This is a genomic window from Stenotrophomonas sp. G106K1 (assembly GCF_037969685.1).
GTDB classification, from domain to species: Bacteria; Pseudomonadota; Gammaproteobacteria; order Xanthomonadales; family Xanthomonadaceae; genus Stenotrophomonas; species Stenotrophomonas lactitubi.
Genome location: NZ_JBBPFR010000022.1, coordinates 1 through 19,249, shown reverse-complemented (window position 1 = coordinate 19,249; position 19,249 = coordinate 1). Strand labels below are relative to the sequence as shown.

Annotated in this window: 19 protein-coding genes; 15 read left to right on the top strand and 4 right to left on the bottom strand. The window is 65.0% G+C overall.

Features of this window, described 5'->3' with window-relative positions:
* The first annotated feature begins 144 nt into the window (after positions 1-144).
* The 10 genes from rpsE (at position 145) to WKB25_RS16735 (ending at position 6,777) form a co-directional block, all read left to right on the top strand.
* A complete protein-coding gene (gene rpsE, locus WKB25_RS16780) occupies positions 145-687 on the top strand; it encodes a 30S ribosomal protein S5 (protein ID WP_025879314.1) in 543 nt (180 codons plus the stop codon).
* Complete coding sequence (gene rpmD, locus WKB25_RS16775) at positions 680-871, top strand: 50S ribosomal protein L30 (RefSeq protein WP_038690275.1); 192 nt, start codon at positions 680-682, stop codon at positions 869-871. The genes rpsE and rpmD overlap by 8 nt, the downstream gene beginning before the upstream one ends.
* A gap of 4 nt (positions 872-875) precedes the next feature.
* A complete protein-coding gene (gene rplO, locus WKB25_RS16770; RefSeq protein ID WP_089239007.1) occupies positions 876-1,319 on the top strand; it encodes a 50S ribosomal protein L15 in 444 nt (147 codons plus the stop codon).
* 7 nt (positions 1,320-1,326) lie between these two features.
* Positions 1,327-2,694: a preprotein translocase subunit SecY gene (secY, locus tag WKB25_RS16765; RefSeq protein ID WP_025879317.1), complete on the top strand. Its 1,368-nt coding sequence runs from the start codon at positions 1,327-1,329 to the stop codon at positions 2,692-2,694.
* Between the two features lie 346 nt (positions 2,695-3,040).
* Positions 3,041-3,397 carry a 30S ribosomal protein S13 gene (rpsM, locus tag WKB25_RS16760; protein WP_025879318.1) on the top strand — a complete coding sequence of 119 codons (357 nt, stop codon included), beginning with the start codon at positions 3,041-3,043 and terminating at the stop codon, positions 3,395-3,397.
* Positions 3,398-3,408: 11 nt separating this feature from the next.
* Positions 3,409-3,798, top strand: a complete 390-nt coding sequence (gene rpsK / locus WKB25_RS16755; protein WP_004145443.1) for a 30S ribosomal protein S11 — start codon at positions 3,409-3,411, stop codon at positions 3,796-3,798.
* A 15-nt stretch (positions 3,799-3,813) separates the two neighbouring features.
* The gene (gene rpsD / locus WKB25_RS16750; protein WP_025879319.1) at positions 3,814-4,443 is read left to right on the top strand and encodes a 30S ribosomal protein S4; all 630 of its coding nucleotides are present in this window, start codon (positions 3,814-3,816) and stop codon (positions 4,441-4,443) included.
* A gap of 55 nt (positions 4,444-4,498) precedes the next feature.
* Positions 4,499-5,497, top strand: a complete 999-nt coding sequence (rpoA, locus tag WKB25_RS16745) for a DNA-directed RNA polymerase subunit alpha (RefSeq protein ID WP_025879320.1) — start codon at positions 4,499-4,501, stop codon at positions 5,495-5,497.
* Between the two features lie 197 nt (positions 5,498-5,694).
* Positions 5,695-6,078, top strand: coding sequence for a 50S ribosomal protein L17 (gene rplQ, locus WKB25_RS16740; protein WP_089239009.1), 384 nt, complete (start codon positions 5,695-5,697; stop codon positions 6,076-6,078).
* Positions 6,079-6,270: 192 nt separating this feature from the next.
* Entirely contained in the window at positions 6,271-6,777 is a 507-nt protein-coding gene (locus WKB25_RS16735; protein ID WP_340571875.1) for a disulfide bond formation protein B, read from the top strand.
* A gap of 87 nt (positions 6,778-6,864) precedes the next feature.
* Here the strand turns inward: WKB25_RS16735 and WKB25_RS16730 are convergent, their stop codons facing one another.
* Positions 6,865-8,991, bottom strand: coding sequence for a TonB-dependent receptor (locus WKB25_RS16730; RefSeq protein WP_340571874.1), 2,127 nt, complete (start codon positions 8,989-8,991; stop codon positions 6,865-6,867).
* A gap of 223 nt (positions 8,992-9,214) precedes the next feature.
* On the opposite strand from WKB25_RS16730, the gene WKB25_RS16725 reads away from it, so the two are divergent.
* Positions 9,215-10,606 (top strand): 3-deoxy-7-phosphoheptulonate synthase class II, encoded by a 1,392-nt coding sequence (locus WKB25_RS16725; protein ID WP_340571873.1) that lies wholly within the window; start codon positions 9,215-9,217, stop codon positions 10,604-10,606.
* Between the two features lie 713 nt (positions 10,607-11,319).
* Positions 11,320-12,462, top strand: a complete 1,143-nt coding sequence (locus WKB25_RS16720; protein ID WP_340571872.1) for a mechanosensitive ion channel family protein — start codon at positions 11,320-11,322, stop codon at positions 12,460-12,462.
* A gap of 72 nt (positions 12,463-12,534) precedes the next feature.
* Here the strand turns inward: WKB25_RS16720 and WKB25_RS16715 are convergent, their stop codons facing one another.
* From WKB25_RS16715 to typA, 3 genes are read right to left on the bottom strand one after another with little or no spacing between them, the layout of a single operon-like run.
* Positions 12,535-14,157, bottom strand: a complete 1,623-nt coding sequence (locus tag WKB25_RS16715) for an amidase (RefSeq protein WP_340571871.1) — start codon at positions 14,155-14,157, stop codon at positions 12,535-12,537.
* 41 nt (positions 14,158-14,198) lie between these two features.
* On the bottom strand, positions 14,199-14,666 hold the full coding sequence (locus tag WKB25_RS16710; RefSeq protein WP_025879438.1) for a DUF2127 domain-containing protein: 468 nt from the start codon (positions 14,664-14,666) through the stop codon (positions 14,199-14,201).
* An 11-nt stretch (positions 14,667-14,677) separates the two neighbouring features.
* The gene (typA, locus tag WKB25_RS16705) at positions 14,678-16,525 is read right to left on the bottom strand and encodes a translational GTPase TypA (protein ID WP_340571870.1); all 1,848 of its coding nucleotides are present in this window, start codon (positions 16,523-16,525) and stop codon (positions 14,678-14,680) included.
* Between the two features lie 239 nt (positions 16,526-16,764).
* Here typA and WKB25_RS16700 point away from each other — a divergent pair, with 239 nt between their 5' ends.
* The 3 genes from WKB25_RS16700 (at position 16,765) to WKB25_RS16690 (ending at position 19,106) form a co-directional block, all read left to right on the top strand.
* Complete coding sequence (locus WKB25_RS16700) at positions 16,765-17,256, top strand: peptidylprolyl isomerase (protein ID WP_025879436.1); 492 nt, start codon at positions 16,765-16,767, stop codon at positions 17,254-17,256.
* 124 nt (positions 17,257-17,380) lie between these two features.
* Positions 17,381-18,367: a malate dehydrogenase gene (locus WKB25_RS16695; protein ID WP_025879435.1), complete on the top strand. Its 987-nt coding sequence runs from the start codon at positions 17,381-17,383 to the stop codon at positions 18,365-18,367.
* A 124-nt stretch (positions 18,368-18,491) separates the two neighbouring features.
* Positions 18,492-19,106 carry an RluA family pseudouridine synthase gene (locus WKB25_RS16690; protein WP_340571869.1) on the top strand — a complete coding sequence of 205 codons (615 nt, stop codon included), beginning with the start codon at positions 18,492-18,494 and terminating at the stop codon, positions 19,104-19,106.
* Positions 19,107-19,249 lie beyond the last annotated feature (143 nt).

The following is a 19,249-nucleotide window of genomic DNA, read 5'->3' as shown; positions in this document are numbered from 1 at the left end:
CTTCGGCCCCCATGTCCGCCTGCTCGCCAGCCTGAGTGAGGCTGGGCGGCGCCGCTCTTCTGCAGCGGCCCACCGCAACAACGCACCACTCCACAACCATAAGCGGCCTCGAGCCGTACATAACCCAACAACCAAGGAATAAACATGGCAGAAGAACGTCAGCAGCGGGGTCGCGATCGCGACCGTAACCGCGAAGAGAAAGTCGACGACGGCATGATCGAAAAGCTGGTCGCGGTCAACCGCGTCAGCAAGACCGTCAAGGGTGGCCGTCAGTTCACCTTCACCGCCCTGACTGTTGTCGGCGACGGCGAAGGCAAGGTCGGTTTCGGTTATGGCAAGGCTCGCGAAGTGCCGGTCGCCATCCAGAAGTCGATGGAGCAGGCTCGCAAGAACCAGGTCACCGTCGATCTGAACAACGGCACCCTGTGGCACACCATCAAGGATGGTCACGGCGCAGCGCGCGTGTTCATGCAGCCGGCTTCCGAAGGTACCGGCGTCATTGCCGGTGGTGCCATGCGCGCCGTCCTGGAAGCAGTGGGCGTGAAGAACGTGCTGGCCAAGGCCACCGGTTCGCGCAACCCGATCAACCTGGTGCGTGCCACCGTGAAGGGCCTGACTGCAGCGCAGTCGCCGGCTCGTATCGCGGCCAAGCGCGGCAAGAAGGTGGAGGATCTCAACCATGGCTAATGACACCACCAAGACCGTCAAGGTCCGTCTGGTTCGCGGCCTGCGTGGTGCCCAGGCGCGTCATCGCCTGTCGGTGCGTGCGCTGGGTCTGGGCAAGCTGAACGATGTGCGTGAACTGAAGGACAGCCCGCAGGTTCGCGGCCTGATCAACAAGGTCCACTACCTCGTCAAGGTTGAGGAATAATCCAATGACCATGCATCTGAATGAATTGAGCCCGGCACCGGGCGCCCGCAAGGAACGTACCCGCGTCGGTCGCGGTATCGGTTCCGGCCTGGGCAAGACCTGCGGCCGCGGCCACAAGGGTTCGTTCGCCCGTAAGGGTGGCGGCAAGATCAAGGCTGGCTTCGAAGGCGGCCAGACCCCCATGCAGCGTCGTCTGCCGAAGATTGGCTTCCGTTCGCCGATCGCCAAGGACACCGCTGAAGTGCTGCTGTACCAGCTGGACAAGCTGCCGGCCGGCGAGATCGATTTCGCTGCCCTGCGTGCTGCCAAGCTGGTCCCGAGCACTGCCAAGAAGGCCAAGGTCGTCGTCAAGGGCGAAGTGACCAAGGCCTTCACCCTGAAGGGTGTTGCTGCCACGGCTGGTGCCAAGGCTGCGATCGAAGCTGCCGGCGGCAGCGTAACGGAGTAAGAGAATCATGGCGCAAGCTGGCATCGGTAACCTCGCGGGCGGAATGGGCAAGTTCACTGAACTTCGCCAACGTTTGCTGTTCGTCGTCGGGGCTTTGATCGTCTATCGCATCGGCTGCTACGTGCCGGTGCCGGGCGTCAATCCCGATGCCATGCTTGCCATGATGCAACAGCAGGGCGGCGGCATCGTGGACATGTTCAACATGTTCTCGGGCGGCGCCCTGCACCGTTTCAGCATTTTCGCGCTGAACGTGATGCCGTACATTTCGGCATCGATCGTGATGCAGCTGGCTGTGCACATCTTCCCCGCCTTGAAGGCGATGCAGAAGGAAGGTGAGTCCGGCCGCCGCAAGATCACCCAGTATTCGCGCATTGGCGCCGTGCTGCTCGCAGTGGTGCAGGGCGGTTCTATCGCGCTGGCGCTGCAGGGCCAGGTGTCGCCGACCGGCGCACCGGTCGTGTACATGCCGGGCATGGGCTTCGTGCTCACTGCCGTGGTCGCACTGACCGCCGGCACCATGTTCCTGATGTGGGTCGGTGAGCAGGTCACCGAGCGCGGCATCGGCAACGGCGTCTCGCTGATCATCTTCGCCGGTATCGTGGCGGGCCTGCCGGGTGCGGTCATCCACACCTTCGACGCCTACCGCGACGGCAACATCCAGTTCATCCAGCTGCTGCTGATCGCCATCGTCGTGCTCGCCTTCACCTTCTTCGTGGTGTTCGTCGAACGCGGCCAGCGCCGAATCACGGTGAACTACGCGCGCCGCCAGGGCGGTCGCAACGCGTACATGAACCAGACCTCGTTCCTGCCGCTGAAGCTGAACATGGCCGGCGTCATCCCGGCGATCTTCGCCTCGAGCCTGCTGGCCTTCCCGGCCACCCTGGCCATGTGGTCCGGCCAGGCTGCCAACCAGAGCACCTTTGGCCAGACCCTGCAGAAGGTCGCCAATGCCCTGGGCCCGGGCGAGCCGCTGCACATGATCGTGTTCGCTGCGCTGATCACCGGTTTCGCGTTCTTCTATACCGCGCTGGTGTTCAACTCGCAGGAAACCGCCGACAACCTGAAGAAGTCGGGTGCGCTGATTCCGGGCATTCGTCCGGGCAAGGCCACCGCCGACTACATCGACGGCGTGCTGACCCGACTGACTGCTGCCGGTTCGGCCTACCTGGTGATCGTCTGCCTGCTGCCGGAACTGATGCGCACGCAGTTGAATGCCTCGTTCTACTTCGGCGGTACTTCGCTGCTGATCGTGGTGGTGGTGGTGATGGACTTCATCGCCCAGGTGCAGGCGCACCTGATGTCCCACCAGTACGAGAGCCTGCTGAAGAAGGCCAACCTGAAGGGCGGCAACCGCGGTGGTTTTGCTCGCGGCTGATTAGCCTGTTATACTTTCGTCTTCCTGACGTGATGGTCCTCCGCTTCGCGGACTCTGGCCACACAAACGAAGGGCGGCCCCCGCAGCGGTTCCGGGTGGGGGTGTGATGAGGTGGTCCCGCGCTGGAGTAGCGCGGGCGGCCCGGGAGGCAACTCCAGGTCCAACCCCATCCGGCGCCGGAGCCTGGGCACACTCCCCGGGCCGGGTTCATGAAACCTCTGGTTTCACGGGCTTCCAAGTAAACCGGAACCCTGTTAGTATCACTGGTTCACTTTTTTGATCCATCCTGCCGGATCGGCGTGCCTGGAGCGCGCTGTCGGCCATCACTCAGCTGGAGAACCGCGTCATGGCGCGTATTGCAGGCGTCAACCTGCCAGCCCAGAAGCATGTCTGGGTCGGGTTGCAAAGCATTTACGGCATCGGCCGTACCCGTTCGAAGAAGGTCTGCGAAGTCGCAGGCGTCACTTCGACCACCAAGATCCGCGATCTGTCGGAGCCGGAAATCGAGCGCCTGCGCGCCGAAGTCGGCAAGTACATCGTGGAAGGCGATCTGCGCCGTGAAATCGGTATCGCGATCAAGCGCCTGATGGACCTGGGCTGCTACCGCGGCCTGCGTCACCGTCGCGGTCTGCCGCTGCGTGGCCAGCGCACCCGTACCAACGCCCGCACCCGCAAGGGCCCGCGCAAGGCGATCAGGAAGTAAGGGACATATAAATGGCTAAGCCTGCTGCTAAGACCAAGAAGAAGATCAAGCGCGTCGTCACCGACGGCGTTGCCCACGTCCACGCTTCGTTCAACAACACCATCGTGACCATCACCGACCGTCAGGGCAATGCTCTGTCGTGGGCGACCTCCGGTGGCGCTGGCTTCCGCGGTTCGCGCAAGTCGACCCCGTTCGCAGCCCAGGTGGCTGCCGAAAAGGCCGGTCGTGCTGCGCTGGACTACGGCGTGAAGTCGCTGGAAGTCCGCATCAAGGGTCCGGGTCCGGGCCGTGAGTCGGCCGTGCGTTCGTTGAACAACGTCGGCTACAAGATCACCAACATCATCGACGTGACGCCTATCCCGCACAACGGGTGCCGTCCGCCGAAGAAGCGTCGCGTCTAAAGGGAGCGATAAGAAATGGCTCGTTATATCGGTCCTACCTGTAAGCTCGCCCGTCGCGAAGGCGCCGACCTGTCCCTGAAGAGCCCGGCGCGTGCGCTGGACTCCAAGTGCAAGTTGGAGCAGAAGCCCGGCCAGCATGGCGCCACTGCCCGTAAGGGCAAGCTGTCCGACTACGCTACCCAGCTGCGTGAAAAGCAGAAGGTCAAGCGTATCTACGGTCTGCTGGAGCGTCAGTTCCGCAACTACTACAAGAAGGCCTCGACCAAGAAGGGCAACACCGGCGAGAACCTCCTGCAGCTGCTGGAAACCCGCCTGGACAACGTTGTCTACCGCATGGGCTTCGCCGTGACCCGTCCGGCTGCCCGTCAGCTGGTGTCGCACCGCGGCGTCACCGTGAATGGCAAGTCGGTCAACCTGGCCTCGTACCAGGTCAAGGCTGGCGACGCCATCGCTCTGTCTGAAAAGGCTGCCAAGCAGCTGCGCGTCCAGGAAGCCCTGACCGTCGCCGCCCAGCATGACCTGAGCCCGTCGTGGGTTGAAGTGGATTCCGGCAAGTTCTCCGGCATCTTCAAGGCTGTTCCGGATCGTTCGGATCTGCCTGCAGACATCAACGAAGCGCTGATCGTCGAGCTGTATTCGAAGTAATTCACATTGGAGAGCCCCCGGCGACGGCCGGGGGTTCACTAGGAGAACCCGCAACATGACGGTTACCGCCAACCAGGTTCTGCGTCCTCGCGGTCCGCAGATCGAACGCATTACCGACACCCGTGCAAAGGTCGTTATCGAACCTTTGGAGCGGGGTTACGGGCATACGCTGGGTAATGCCCTGCGTCGCGTGCTGCTGTCGTCCATCCCGGGCTTCGCCATCACGGAAGTCGAAATCGACGGCGTGTTGCACGAGTACACCACGGTCGAAGGTCTGCAGGAGGACGTGCTGGAAGTCCTGCTGAACCTGAAGGACGTGGCCATCCGTATGCACTCTGGCGACAACGCGACTCTGTCCCTGTCCAAGCAGGGTCCGGGCGTTGTCACCGCTGCCGACATCAAGGTCGACCACAATGTGGAGATCTTGAACGGCGACCACGTGATCTGCCACCTGACCAAGGACACGGCAGTGAACATGCGTCTGAAGATCGAGCGTGGTTTCGGCTATCAGCCGGCCGCTGCGCGTCGTCGTCCGGACGAAGAAACCCGTGCCATCGGCCGTCTGGTCCTGGATGCCTCGTTCTCGCCGGTCCGCCGTGTCGCCTATGCCGTGGAAGCGGCTCGTGTCGAACAGCGCACCGATCTGGACAAGCTGGTCATCGATATCGAGACCAACGGCACCATCGACGCCGAAGAAGCAGTGCGTACCGCTGCCGACATCCTCAGCGATCAGCTGTCGGTGTTCGGTGACTTCACCCACCGTGACCGCGGTGCGGCGAAGCCGGCCAACAACGGCGTGGATCCGGTGCTGCTGCGCCCGATCGACGATCTGGAGCTGACCGTGCGTTCGGCCAACTGCCTGAAGGCCGAGAGCATCTACTACATCGGCGATCTGATCCAGAAGACCGAAGTCGAGCTGCTGAAGACCCCGAACCTGGGTAAGAAGTCGCTCACCGAGATCAAGGAAGTGCTGGCCCAGCGTGGCCTGTCGCTCGGCATGAAGCTGGAGAACTGGCCGCCGGCCGGTGTCGCCAGCCACGGCATGCTGGGCTGATATAGCCTTTCTGCAAGACTGCATGGCCCCGTCGGCAACGACGGGGCCATTGCACCAAGGCAATACCGCCACGACGAACGAAGGTTCGCGGGCAGGTCGTCCAGGACGGATGGCCAGGACCAACCGCAGTCCGAGCAGCAGCGCCAGGAAGGCGACAACGATCCGCAAAGCCACATCATTAACCAAGGAATATCACCATGCGTCATCAGAAATCCGGCCGTAAGTTCAGCCGTACCAGCGCCCACCGCGAAGCGATGTTCAAGAACATGGCCGCCTCGCTGTTCAAGCACGAGCTGATCAAGACCACCCTGCCGAAGGCCAAGGAACTGCGCCGCGTCGCCGAGCCGCTGATCACCCTGGCCAAGGTCGACTCCGTCGCCAACCGTCGTCTGGCCTTCGCCCGCCTGCGCGACAACGAAGCCGTCGGCAACCTGTTCACCATCCTGGGCCCGCGCTACGCGACCCGTCCGGGCGGTTACCTGCGCCTGCTGAAGTGCGGCTTCCGCGCCGGCGACAACGCGCCGATGGCCTACGTCGAACTGGTTGACCGTCCGGTCGTGGCTGAAGCCGTCGAAGAGTAATCGACGCGCTACACCCGTCATTCGGTGAAGAACCCGGCCTCGTGCCGGGTTTTTCCGTTTCTACGTGGTCAGAGCCCTTTGCATCCGCAAAGGAATCCGACCCGCACCGTTCCGACGGGCGCGACGTTGTGGCGGTTCGAACGGCGCGCAGTCTCGGTTACGCTTGCGGTCCGTACTACACGAGCGTTGCCGATGAATCCTCTGCGCTGGCCTTTCCGCGCCCAGTTCCTGCTGGGCTTCCTGATCTGCGCGGGCCTGCTGGGCTACGCCATCTTCCTGCAGTTGAAGATGGGGCTGGAGCCGTGTCCGCTGTGCATCTTCCAGCGCCTGGCGTTCGTCGCCCTGGGGCTGCTGTTCCTGATCGGCGCCCTGCATGGGCCGTCCAACCGTCCGGGGCGCGCCACCTACGGCATCCTCGCGTTCATCGCCGCTGCCGTGGGCGTGGGCATTGCCGCACGCCACGTCTACGTGCAGATGCTGCCGCCGGAGATGGGTGCGACCTGTGGCCCGCCGCTGGCCTTCCTGCGCGAAACCATGGGCCCGCTGGAAGTGTTCCGCACCGTGCTGACCGGCACCGGCAACTGCGGCAACATCGACTGGACCTTCCTCGGCCTGACCATGCCGATGTGGTCGGGCGTGTGGTTCGTACTGCTGGCGCTGTGGGCGCTGGTTGTGTCGCTGCGCAAGGTCACGCGCTGAGGCATTCTGGAGCCACGCATGGCGTGGCTCTCCTGCGCGCTCCGGGGGCAGAGCCCTTTCCTGCGGAAAGGGAGCCGACCCCTTCGCTCAGAAATCCTGCTGCAGGCTCAGATAGGCGCCGCGACGCGGCCCCCATTGCGGCGCGAACACGCCGATGCCGCCGCCATCGCGCAGTTGGTAGCTGCGGTCCAGCGTGTTGAGCACGGCCAGCTGCACATGCAGCGGATGGCCGCTGTCGGCGTTGAAGTCATGCGCGGCGCTGAGATTGACCTGCAGGTACGACGGCAGCTCACCGCCATTGGGCACGCCCTCGATGTCCGAACGCAGGCCGCTGCCGTACACGTAGTTCGCACCCACCCGGTTGTGGCCAGCGAAGGCGTAGCTGACGCCGCCGGAAGACGTCAGCTTCTGGTCGTGGTCCAGATGGATCCAGTTCTGCTGCACGTAGGCCAATGCATCCGGATCGAGGTTGTACTGGCTGGTGATGACCTGGGTGCCCATCGCCTTGTTGTAGGCCGCGTTGAAGTACGCGCTGATCGGCCCGTTGCTGTAGTCGGCGCTGAACTCCAGGCCGTGGATGTGGCCGCGACGATAATTGAAGGTGGAATAGATGTAGGCGGCGCCGAACTGGCCTTCGTCCTGCAGGCGCGAGACGCGGCGGTCGTAGGCATCCAGGCCGAGGGTGAGGTGGTCGCCGACCAGCTGTGACACGCCGATGTCGTAGTAGTCACTGCGCTCGGACAACGGCGTGTTGCTGCCACCGGCGGGTTGCTGGTTGCTGGTGCCGTCGAACAGGGCCAGATCGCTGCCGGCAACCAGTTCGCTGGCGGGTGGGGTGAAGTAGCGCGAGTAGCCGGCATGCACCGTGGTGCTGTCGCTGGCATTCCAGACCACGCCCAGACGCGGGCTGAGCTGGCCCTCGGTGTGGCCGAACGCCTTGAAGCGGTCGCCGCGCAGGCCGTAGTTGACGGTCCAGTCATTGCCTATCCGCCACTCATCCTGCACGTACAGTGCCGCGGTGCTGGCGTGGAAGGCGTTGCGGTCCGGGATCAGCTGCGGCGTGGTGCTTGTCTGCCGGCCATCGGCATCGACCGGGAATACCCAGCTGCTGTTGTTGGCCACGGCGTGTTCGTAGTTGCCATACAGGCCATAACGCAGGGTGTGGTTGTCGCCCAGCGGTGTGGAGAAATCGGCCTGCAGGGTGTTGGCGCGGTTGCTGCGCTGGACCTGCGAGGCGACGCCGCTGAACACCAGGTCGCCGACGATGTCCGGGTTGAAAGCGACATCGCTGTAACGCTGGCCGGCCGACAGCTGGTACGCGGTCTGGCCCAGCGTGCCCTGCAGCACCAGCATGCCGAAGCGGGTGGTCTCGCGCTGGCTTTCGTCCAGCTGGCTGGAATCGAAGGTGGTGGTGTCCAGGTAACCGAACTGCGGGGTCTGCCCCGGGTTGACCGGGATCTGGAAGCGGTTGTTGGCAAAGCCGGCGAACACGCTCAGGCGGGTGTTGTCGTTGACCAGGTAGGTCAGGTCGGCAAAGGCCTTCCCTTGGTGGGTATCGTCATGCAGCGGCTTGCGGGCGCTGGTGGGGTTCTCCAGCCCGACCTCGTTCTGGTCGTAGTTGCCGGTCAGGAACCAGCTCCAGCGGCCCTGGTTGCCCCACCAGGAGGCATTCGGGTTGACCTTGCCGAATGAGCCGGCGGTGATGCCGGCGCTGCCGCCGTTACCCAGCTCGGCCCCGCTGCGGGTGGTGATATCGACCACCGCGGCGGTGCGTTCACCGAACTGGGCCGGCAGGGCACCATCCATCAGGCGGATGCTCTTGATGGTGCGGGCATCCAGGGTCTGGCCGAAGCCGGAGATCGATTCGGGCAGCAGTACGCCGTTGATGCGGTACTGCAGGTTGGCGTGGTCGCCGCGCACGTGCACGCCGCCGTAGGAGTCCTGGACCACGCCCGGGGCCTGCAGCAGCACTTGGCTGAGCGGAGCGGAGGCGCCCAGAGGCTGCTTCTGGATGTCCTCGGCGGTGATCTGGTACTGGCTGCTGCCGATGTCCGGCGACAGGGCATTGCGGGCCTGGTCGAGCTGGGCACTGACGGTGACCACGTCGAGATCCTTGACCGCAGCCGCGCTGGCATCAGGGTCGGCGGCAAGCACGGGTTGGCTGGCCAGGACCAGGGCGAAGGTGATGGCGGTGGTGAGCAGGGAGGGCTTCATGGGAAATGGGCAGGGAAGGGGGAAGGGGCCGGTCCATGAGGGAGTGTTACTCCGTAACAGCTGCGTGCCGATCATGCGCCTGTCCAGCGACGGCGACCATGCCGTTTCTGGCCGATCAGGCGGCCCCTTTCCGCACCGTTCAGGCAGTCGCGGCGGTGGCTGGCCCTTTGCGCCAGCGGCTGGCTCTGCGACCATGACCGCCCCCCACCCCCGGATGTCCGTGATGAGCCTGTCCGCCGTTCCGCCCGCCCCCGATCCTGCCGCCATCGCTGCTGGCGCTGCCTGGTCACCGGAGAGCTGGCGGGGCAAGACCGCGCTGCAGTTGCCGACCTATCCCGATCCGGTGGCACTGGATGCGGCGCTGCACGAGTTGAAGCGGCTGCCGCCGCTGGTGACCTCGTGGGAGATCCTGGCGCTGAAGCAGCAGCTGGCCGACGCCCAGGAAGGCAAGCGTTTCCTGTTGCAGGGCGGCGACTGCGCGGAGAATTTCAGCGACTGCGAATCGGGCACGATTTCCAACCGCTTGAAGGTGCTGCTGCAGATGAGCCTGGTGCTGGTGCACGGCCTGCGTCAGCCAGTGATCCGCGTCGGCCGATTTGCTGGGCAGTACGCCAAGCCGCGTTCGGCCGATACCGAGACCCGCGACGGCGTGACCCTGCCCAGCTACCGCGGCGATGTCATCAATGCGCCGGCCTTCACCGAAGCGGCGCGGCTGCCCGATCCGAAGCGGATGCTGCAGGCCCACGCGCATTCGGCGATGACGATGAACTTCGTGCGGGCGCTGATCGATGGCGGCTTCGCCGACCTGCACCATCCCGAATACTGGAACCTGGAATGGGTGAGCCACTCGCCGCTGGCCGCCGAGTACCAGAAGATGGTCGCCTCGATCGGTGATGCGGTGCACTTCATGGAGACCCTGGCCGGGGCCCGCGTGCACAACCTCAACCGCATCGATTTCTACACCTCGCATGAAGCGCTGCTGTTGCCCTACGAACAGGCGCTGACCCGGCAGGTGCCGCGCCAGCAGGGCTGGTTGAACCTGAGCACGCACTACCCGTGGATCGGCATGCGTACCGCCGCGCTGGACGGCGCACACGTGGAGTACCTGCGTGGCGTGCGCAATCCGATCGCGATCAAGGTCGGCCCGTCGGTCACGCCGGACCAGTTGCTGCGCCTGATCGATGCGCTCAATCCGGATGACGAGCCGGGCCGCCTGAGCTTCATCCACCGCATGGGTGCGGCGCAGATCGCGCAGAAGCTGCCGCCGCTGCTGGATGCGGTCAAGCGCGATGGTCGTCGCGTGCTGTGGGTGTGCGATGCGATGCACGGCAACACCGAAAGCACCGCCAACGGCTTCAAGACGCGGCGTTTCGACAATGTACGTGGTGAGGTTGAGCTGTCGTTCGACCTGCACGCGGCTGCCGGTACGCGTCTGGGTGGCGTGCATCTGGAGCTGACCGGTGAGGATGTGACCGAATGCACCGGCGGTGCGCGCGAGTTGACCGAACGTGACCTGGAGCGTGCCTATCGCTCGACCGTCGACCCGCGATTGAACTACGAGCAGTCGCTGGAGATTGCGATGGCGATCGTGCGCAAGCAGGAGCAGGTGCGCTGAGGGTTGGCTTCTGCAGGGCTGCGCCCTGCACCTGCAGAGGCAACGTCAACGTCAAAAGCGGGCATTCGGCGGGATGGCGGGGCGGTGTCGGAGTGCGGGGACGCCGCAAGTACGTCCCTGTAGGCTCAGCCGCGCCATCCATGGCGCGGATGCCCCGCAATCCGACACCGCCCCACCTCTGACAGTTTCCCGCGATCTGGTAGATCCACGCCATGCGTGGATGAATCTCCGTCGGAATCGAATATTTCGACAATTGAACGAAAAGCATCCACGCACGGCGTGGATCTACCTGTCGACCAAGGTCGACACCCACCAAGAGCAGGCCATGACATTCCGACAGATCGTGGGAATCTGTCGAAGGCGGGGTGGGTCCGGTTGCGGGGGTGTAAGCGCCATGGGCCCGAGGCATGCCTCGGGTGGGTTGGGCAGGATGCCCAATCCAGGTCTTGCCGTGTGCGCAGGCCAGCGCACACGTGCAAGGCGCGCCGAAGCCTCCAGGGACGGATTCACGGCGTCCCCCGCAACCGGACCCACCCTGCCATCCCACGGAATGCCGGCTTCTGCCGTTGCTGTTGCCGTTGCTCCAGCCTCTGCAGGTGCAGGGCGCAGCCCTGCCGAACACCCCCGCCTACATTCTGCTTACGAACGGCTGACATCGCGCTCATGGTGCATGCGCCACGCTGGCACTTCGATGCAGACAGCGAGGATGCATAGTGGTCTGGCAACACCTGCAGCAGTATCTGTGGCCGATCGGCACGGCGCTGGTGGTCGGAGGCCTGGGTGCCTGGGCCGTACTGGCCCTGTACCGCCGCCTGCGCGGGCGTGATCGGCGCCGTGCGCGCATCGGCCGGGTGATCGGTCCGCCGCTGGCGCTGACGTTGCCCTTGCTGCTGCTGGTGCCTGGGTTGCAGGCCACGCCATTGCCCGAACACACGCTCGATCAACTGCTGCGCGTGCTGCACATCGCTCTGACCGCCTGCTTCATCTGGCTGCTGGTGCGTGGCGTTGCTGCGGGTGAACGGGCGATCCTGCGCAGTCATCCGATTGATGTCTCGGACAACCTCGAAGCGCGCCGCATCCAGACCCAGACGCGGGTGCTCAGCCGCGTGCTGATGGGCGGCATCATCGTGCTCGGCGCGTCGCTGGTGCTGCTGACCTTCCCGATGGTGCAGAAAATCGGCACCGCACTGTTGGCGTCGGCGGGCCTGATCGGCCTGGTGGCGGGCATCGCCGCCAAACCGGTGTTCGGCAATCTCATCGCCGGCCTGCAGATCGCGGTGACCCAGCCAATCCGGCTCGATGACGTGGTGATTGTCGAGGGCGAGTGGGGGCGTGTCGAGGAAATCGGCAGCAGCTATGTGGTAGTGCGCATCTGGGATGAGCGGCGGATGGTGGTGCCGCTGACATGGTTCATCGAGCATCCCTTCCAGAACTGGACGCGACGCAGTGCCGACCTGCTGGGTACGGCCTTCCTGTGGCTGGACTACCGCGCGCCGATCGCGGCGATACGTGCCGAGCTGGAACGCATCTGCCAGGGCCAGCCGCTGTGGGACGGACGGGTGTGTGTGACGCAGGTGACCGACACCAGCGAGCGTGCGATCCAGGTGCGGTTGCTGGTCAGTGCGCGCAGTTCCGGTGACGCATTCGACCTGCGCTGCCTGGTACGCGAACGCATGCTGGATTTCCTTGCGCGCGAGCATCCGCAATCGCTGCCGCAGGTGCGCGCGCGGCTGCAGCGGGACGATGAGCTGGACATGCCGCGGATGCGGCGTGCAGGCAGCGCCGATGTGCGCTCGCCGGGTGCGGAGGATGGTGAGGCGGCCATCGCGCCGGTGGAGCCGGGCCAGCCTCTGTAGAGCCGAGCCATGCTCGGCTGCTTTCGATTTTCCGGTGAAGCCGAGCGTGGGCTCGGCTCTACAGAAACACGATCACGGCTCGCCGGATTCGATCAGGGTATCGGTATCGAAGCGCGGCGGACGCCTGGCGCGTGTGCGCTGCTCATACGCGTAGGCCATCTCGATCAGCTTCGGTTCGCTCCAGGCCGTGCCCATGAACAGCAGCCCCGCCGGCAGGCCATCGATCTGGCCCATCGGCACGCTCAGGCTGGGGTAGCCGGCGACGGCGGCGACACTGTAGCTCTCGCCGGGGAAATCATCGCCGGTGCTGCGCAGGGGCCAGGCCACGCCGGTTGTCGGTGCGACCAGCGCATCCAGCTTCTGCGATGCCAGCGCGGCGTCGATGCCTTCCGGACCCGCCAGTCGCCGCGCATCGCTGCGCGCGCGGATGTAAACGGGATCGCCCAGGCCAGGAGTCGCCTCGGCCTCCTGCAGCAGCTCCTGGCCGAACAGGCCCAGTTCCTGGCCCTTGTGTGCCTCGTTGAAGGCGATCAGCCCGGCCAGGCTGCGCAGTGGTGCCTGGTAGGTGTTGAGGTAGCGCTCCAGTCCGGCCTTGAATTCGTACAGCAGGACGATGCGCTCGGCATCGGCCCAGGCGCCCTGGTTGGGCAGTTCCACCGGCACCACCACGGCGCCGGCGCGGCGCAGCTCGGCGACAGCCTGCTCAACCAGCGGCGGCATCCCGCGATACTTCAGCAATGGTGTCTGCAGCAGGCCGATGCGCTTGCCGCGCAGGCCCTGCGGATCCAGTCGTGCGGTGTAGTCGTAGACCGCGCGGCCGGGCATGGTCGCGGTGGCGGGATCGGCGTCATCGCGGCCGGCGATGGCGGTCAGCACGGCGGCGGCGTCGGCGACGCTGCGGGTCATCGGGCCGGCGGTGTCCTGGCTGAAGGAGATCGGGATGATGCCTTCGCGGCTGACCAGGCCGACAGTCGGTTTCAGGCCGACCACGCCGTTGATCGCCGCGGGGCAGACGATGCTGCCGTCGGTTTCAGTGCCGATCGCCACGCTGGCCAGGTTGGCGGCCACGGCCACCGCGCTGCCGCTGCTGGAGCCACAGGGTGAATGACTGAGGCGGTAGGGATTGCGGGTCTGGCCACCGCGCGCGCTCCAGCCGGAGATGGAGTCGTTGCCACGGAAGTTGGCCCACTCGCTGAGGTTGGTCTTGCCCAGCACCACCGCGCCCGCTTCGCGCAGGCGGCGGACCAGATAGGCATCGTCGGGGCGGAAGCCCTGCAGGGCGAGCGAGCCGGCACTGGTGGCCATTGGCGCGGCGTTGATGTTGTCCTTCAGCAGGATCGGGATGCCATGCAGCGGTCCGCGCAGGCGGCCGTTACGGCGCTCGCGATCACGCTCGGCGGCTTCCTTCAGGGCATTCGGATTGAGCTCGATCACCGCGCGCAGGCGGGGGCCGGCACGGTCCAGGGCGGCGATGCGCTTGAGGTAGGCGCTGGTCAGGGTGGCGCTGTCGAGCTCACCGGCGACCATCCGCGCCTGCAGGTCGGAGACTTCGGTTTCGGCGTAGGGGAAGGGCATGGTGCTGTTGCCGGGTTCACCGGCATGCGCGGTGGACGTGGCCGGGCTGCAGCCAGCAGCAAACACCGCAGGCAGTGCGGCGATCAGACAGGACAGGAGGGGCGGCAAGGGCAGGCGCATGGGGCAGCTTCGACGGCTCCGATCCCCAGTGTAGCGGCTGCTCAGCGACGGCGCTTGCGCAGGTCGCGCGCCAGCACGTAGACGACGATCAGGTTGATCGCCAGCACCGTCCACGAAGCCCAGCCGGGATGGCGGACGATCGCGTAGATATCGAAGGGCAGGTAGATGGAGGCGGTCAGGCAGCCCAGCCAGGAGGCCCATGCCTTGGCTTTCCACAAACCCCAGGCTTCGACCAGATGCAGCAGGCCGTAGCCGATCATCGCCGCTGCCGCCAGGTGCACCGCATCGGGACTGATTGCATTCAACAGCGAGGGCAGGGTGCCGTGATCCGGGTCCAGGCTGAAACGCCGGATCAGGGCATTGACGCCGTCGCGGAGCGGCTGCGGACCGAGGATTTCCAGTCCGGTAGCCGCCAACAACGCCAGCATCGCCTTGCTCGCTTCGAGCAAGGCGATGACATGGAGGCCCGGATGCCGATGCGGATCCGGGTTGTAGCCGTTCTGGCTCACGGTTCGCTGGATCAGCCGCCGCGCGAGTTCTTCTTGCGGTCGCTTTCGGTCAGGAACTTCTTGCGCAGACGGATCTCCTTCGGGGTGATCTCGACCAGCTCGTCGTCTTCGATGAAGTCCAGGGCCTGTTCCAGCGAGTACTTGATCGCCGGGGTCAGCTGGATAGCATCGTCCTTGCCCGAAGCGCGCATGTTGGTCAGCGGCTTGGTCTTGATCGCGTTGACGGTCAGGTCGTTGTCCTTGGAATGGATGCCAACCAGCTGACCTTCATACACGTTGTCGCCTTCAGCAGCGAACAGCTTGCCGCGTTCCTGCAGCGGGCCCAGCGAGTAAGCCGGAGTGGTGCCCGGGGCATTGGCGATCATCACACCGTTGATGCGCTTGGCGATGGCGCCCTGTTCCTTCGGGCCGTAATGGTCGAACACGTGGAACAGCAGGCCCGAACCCTGGGTGAGGGTCTTGAACTCGTTCTGGAAGCCGATCAGGCCACGGGCCGGGATCTGGTATTCCAGGCGCACACGGCCCTTGCCGTCCGATTCCATGTTCTTCAGCTGGCCCTTGCGGGTGCCCAGCTTTTCCATCACGCCGCCCTGGTGGACTTCTTCAATGTCCACCACCAGCTGCTCGATCGGCTCCATGGCCTGGCCGTCGATCTGCTTGATGATCACTTCCGGGCGCGACACGGCCAGCTCGTAGCCTTCGCGACGCATGTTCTCGATCAGCACCGACAGGTGCAGTTCGCCACGGCCGGAGACCAGGAACTTGTCGGCGTCTTCCAGCTGTTCGACCTTCAGGGCCACGTTGTGGACCTGCTCGCGGTCCAGACGGTCCTTGATCTGGCGGCTGGTCAGGAACTTGCCACCGGACAGGTCCTTGTTGCCGGCGAACGGCGAGTTGTTGACCTGGAAGGTCATCGAGATCGTCGGTTCATCGACGGTCAGAGCCGGGAGTGCTTCCGGGGTGTCCGGGTGGCACAGGGTGTCGGAAATGGTCAGCTCGGCAATGCCGGAGATGGCGACGATGTCGCCGGCCTCGGCGGTGTCCTGCTCGATGCGCTCCAGGCCCAGGAAGCCCAGCACCTGCGCGACCTTGCCGTTGCGCTTCTTGCCTTCACGGTCGATCACCGCGACCTGCATGCCCTTCTTCAGGGTGCCGCGCTGGATGCGGCCGATGCCGATCACGCCCACGAAGTTGTTGTAGTCCAGCTGGCTGATACGCATCTGGAACGGACCTTCCGGGTCCACTTCCGGCTTCGGTGCGTGCTGCATGATCGCTTCGTAAAGCGGGGTCATGTCGCCGTCGCGCACGGTGTCTTCCAGGCCGGCGTAGCCGTTCAGGGCCGAGGCGTAGACGATCGGGAAGTCGAGCTGCTCATTGGTGGCGCCGAGCTTGTCGAACAGGTCGAAGACCTGGTCGATCACCCACTCCGGACGCGAGCCCGGACGGTCGACCTTGTTGACCACGACGATCGGCTTGAAGCCCATCGCGAAGGCCTTCTGGGTGACGAAGCGGGTCTGCGGCATCGGGCCGTCCATCGCGTCGACCAGGATCAGCACGGTGTCGACCATCGACAGCACGCGCTCGACCTCGCCGCCGAAGTCGGCGTGTCCGGGGGTGTCGACGATGTTGATCCGGTTCTTGATACCGGTCTTCTTGTCTTCCCAGGTGATGGCCGTGTTCTTGGCCAGGATGGTGATGCCGCGTTCCTTTTCCTGGTCGTTGCTGTCCATCACGCGCTCGGCGAGGACGGTACGCTCGGACAGGGTGCCGGACTGCTTCAGCAGCTGGTCGACCAGGGTGGTCTTGCCATGGTCGACGTGGGCGACGATGGCGATGTTGCGAAGATTTTCGATGGACATACGAAAGGGGGCCAGTCGGCGCCGGATTTGGAAAAAGAAGTCCAACATTATACGTCGAACTTGACGATTGGCGAAAACCTGGATTTCAGACCTGCCGGGGGGCCCATTCAGCCTGGCCCCCGGCGCTGCCCGTCCGCGGGCTGAAGACCCTGCCTGCGCCGATGGTCGAAGCCGCCCATGCCACGGGGGAGGTGTATCCTTATGGGGCTGATTACACACCCCGCATCCCAAGGATCTGCATGTCCCTCATCGCCACTTTCGACACCACCCAGGGCCCGATCAAGGTCGAGCTGTTCGCCGACAAGGCGCCGCTGACGGTCGCCAACTTCGTGAACCTGGTCAAGCGCGGCTTCTATGACGGCCTGATCTTCCACCGCGTCATCCCCGATTTCATGATCCAGGGCGGCTGCCCGCAGGGTCGTGGCACCGGCGGCCCGGGCTACAAGTTCGAAGACGAGAAGAATGGTGTGAAGCACCAGATCGGCTCGCTGTCGATGGCCAACGCCGGCCCGAACACCAATGGCAGCCAGTTCTTCATCACCCACATCAAGACCGACTGGCTGGACGGCAAGCACACCGTGTTCGGCCAGGTCCTGGAAGGCCAGGCGATCGTTGATTCGGTCAAGCAGGGCGACGTGATCCATTCGATCACCCTGGAAGGCGACACCGACGCCGTGCTCGCCGCCCAGGCTGAGCGCGTGGGTGAGTGGAACAAGATCCTCGCCGCCTGATCCGCCCCCGACGGCCCCCTGCAGAGGGGGCCGTTTCCATGTTGCGGCCGCCCCGCCAGGCCCATCCCCGCCCGCGCGGCCATCTTCTACAACGCTATTTAGCTTCTTAGCAGAGGAAATCCCCATGAAAGCACCTGTTCGTGTTGCCGTGACCGGCGCCGCCGGCCAGATCGGCTACGCCCTGCTGTTCCGTATCGCCTCCGGTGAAATGCTGGGCAAGGACCAGCCGGTCATCCTGCAACTGCTGGAGCTGCCGGTCGACAAGGCCCAGGCCGCCCTGAAGGGCGTGATGATGGAACTGGAAGACTGCGCGTTCCCGCTGCTGGCCGGCATGGTTGGCACCGACGATGCTGAAGTCGCCTTCAAGGACGCTGACATCGCCCTGCTGGTCGGCGCGCGTCCGCGTGGCCCGGGCATGGAGCGCAAGGATCTGCTGCTGGAAAACGCGAAGATCTTCACCGCCCAGGGCGCCGCACTGAACAAGGTCGCCAAGCGTGACGTGAAGGTGCTGGTGGTCGGCAACCCGGCCAACACCAACGCCTACATCGCGATGAAGTCGGCGCCGGACCTGAACCCGCGCAACTTCACCGCCATGCTGCGCCTGGACCACAATCGCGCGCTGAGCCAGCTGTCGACCAAGCTCGGCAAGCCGGTCGCCGGCATGGAGAAGCTGGTGGTGTGGGGCAACCACAGCCCGACCATGTACCCGGACTACCGTTTCGCCACCGCCGATGGTGCGTCGATCGCCGATGCGATCAACGACCAGGAGTGGAACGCCAACACCTTCATCCCGACCGTCGGCAAGCGCGGCGCGGCGATCATCGAGGCCCGTGGCTCGTCCTCGGCTGCCTCGGCCGCCAACGCAGCGATCGACCACGTGCGTGACTGGGTGCTGGGCAGCAACGGCAAGTGGGTCACCATGGGCGTGCCGTCAGACGGTTCCTACGGCATTCCGGAAGGCGTGATCTTCGGCTTTGCGGTCACCACCGAGAACGGCGAGTACACCCTGGTCAAGGATCTGCCGGTCGACGACTTCAGCCAGAAGTACATCGACAAGACCCTGGCCGAGCTGGAAGAAGAGCGCGCCGGCGTCGCCCACCTGCTGGGCTGATGCGGTCTGTGCCGGCAGCTTGCCGGCACGTTTTCCAACAGGGTAGGTGCCGGCCGTTGGCCGGTACGCAGGAAACGGGGAGGCTTCGGCTTCCCCGTTTCCGTATGGAGCACCTGGCAACGACATGATCCATCTGCATTACATCGACAACGCGCTGCTGGTGGCCGAGAAGCCTGCCGGTTTGCTGTCCGTGCCCGGCCGCTCGGCGGAGAACCAGGACTGCGTGGTTGCGCGGCTGCAGGCGGTGTATGCCGATGCGCTGACCGTGCATCGCCTGGACCAGGTCACCTCCGGCCTGCTGCTGCACGCGCGTGGCAAGGACATGCAGGTGGCGCTGTCGATGCAGTTCGAGAAGCGCCAGGTGGGCAAGCGCTATGAGGCCATCGTGCAGGGGCTGCTTGAAGGTGATGCGGGTGACGTGGATCTGCCGCTGATCGTCGACTGGCCGAACCGGCCGCGGCAGATGGTCGACCACGAACGCGGCAAGCCGGCACTGACCCGGTGGCGCGTGCTGTCGCGTGACATCGAGGCGCAACGCACGCGCGTTGAACTGGAACCGGTCACCGGCCGCAGCCACCAGTTGCGCCTGCACATGGCCAGCCTCGGTCATCCCATCGTCGGCGACATGCTGTACGGCGCAGACGCCGCGCAGCGCGTGCACCTGCATGCGCGGAAGCTGCAGTTCACCCATCCGGTGACGGGCGAGGCGCTCGCGTTCGAGTCTGCGACTCCGTTCTAGGAGGGCAGGGGTATCGGCAGGGCTGCAAGCCCTGCAGAACAAATCCCACCCCCTACCAAGGTAGGGCGGCCCGCGCGCCAGCGCCGGACTATGCTCGAACCATGACTTCGTCTGGGAGGGCTGCGTCATGAACTACGAGGAAA

Bases quoted from the DNA above. Each gene is read 5' to 3' on its own strand.
- rpsE (WP_025879314.1), top strand. From the start codon at position 145: ATGGCAGAAGAACGTCAGCAGCGGGGTCGCGATCGCGACCGTAACCGC.
- rpmD (WP_038690275.1), top strand. From the start codon at position 680: ATGGCTAATGACACCACCAAGACCGTCAAGGTCCGTCTGGTTCGCGGC.
- rplO (WP_089239007.1), top strand. From the start codon at position 876: ATGACCATGCATCTGAATGAATTGAGCCCGGCACCGGGCGCCCGCAAG.
- secY (WP_025879317.1), top strand. From the start codon at position 1,327: ATGGCGCAAGCTGGCATCGGTAACCTCGCGGGCGGAATGGGCAAGTTC.
- rpsM (WP_025879318.1), top strand. From the start codon at position 3,041: ATGGCGCGTATTGCAGGCGTCAACCTGCCAGCCCAGAAGCATGTCTGG.
- rpsK (WP_004145443.1), top strand. From the start codon at position 3,409: ATGGCTAAGCCTGCTGCTAAGACCAAGAAGAAGATCAAGCGCGTCGTC.
- rpsD (WP_025879319.1), top strand. From the start codon at position 3,814: ATGGCTCGTTATATCGGTCCTACCTGTAAGCTCGCCCGTCGCGAAGGC.
- rpoA (WP_025879320.1), top strand. From the start codon at position 4,499: ATGACGGTTACCGCCAACCAGGTTCTGCGTCCTCGCGGTCCGCAGATC.
- rplQ (WP_089239009.1), top strand. From the start codon at position 5,695: ATGCGTCATCAGAAATCCGGCCGTAAGTTCAGCCGTACCAGCGCCCAC.
- WKB25_RS16735 (WP_340571875.1), top strand. From the start codon at position 6,271: ATGAATCCTCTGCGCTGGCCTTTCCGCGCCCAGTTCCTGCTGGGCTTC.
- WKB25_RS16730 (WP_340571874.1), bottom strand. From the start codon at position 8,991: ATGAAGCCCTCCCTGCTCACCACCGCCATCACCTTCGCCCTGGTCCTG.
- WKB25_RS16725 (WP_340571873.1), top strand. From the start codon at position 9,215: ATGAGCCTGTCCGCCGTTCCGCCCGCCCCCGATCCTGCCGCCATCGCT.
- WKB25_RS16715 (WP_340571871.1), bottom strand. From the start codon at position 14,157: ATGCGCCTGCCCTTGCCGCCCCTCCTGTCCTGTCTGATCGCCGCACTG.
- typA (WP_340571870.1), bottom strand. From the start codon at position 16,525: ATGTCCATCGAAAATCTTCGCAACATCGCCATCGTCGCCCACGTCGAC.
- WKB25_RS16700 (WP_025879436.1), top strand. From the start codon at position 16,765: ATGTCCCTCATCGCCACTTTCGACACCACCCAGGGCCCGATCAAGGTC.
- WKB25_RS16695 (WP_025879435.1), top strand. From the start codon at position 17,381: ATGAAAGCACCTGTTCGTGTTGCCGTGACCGGCGCCGCCGGCCAGATC.
- WKB25_RS16690 (WP_340571869.1), top strand. From the start codon at position 18,492: ATGATCCATCTGCATTACATCGACAACGCGCTGCTGGTGGCCGAGAAG.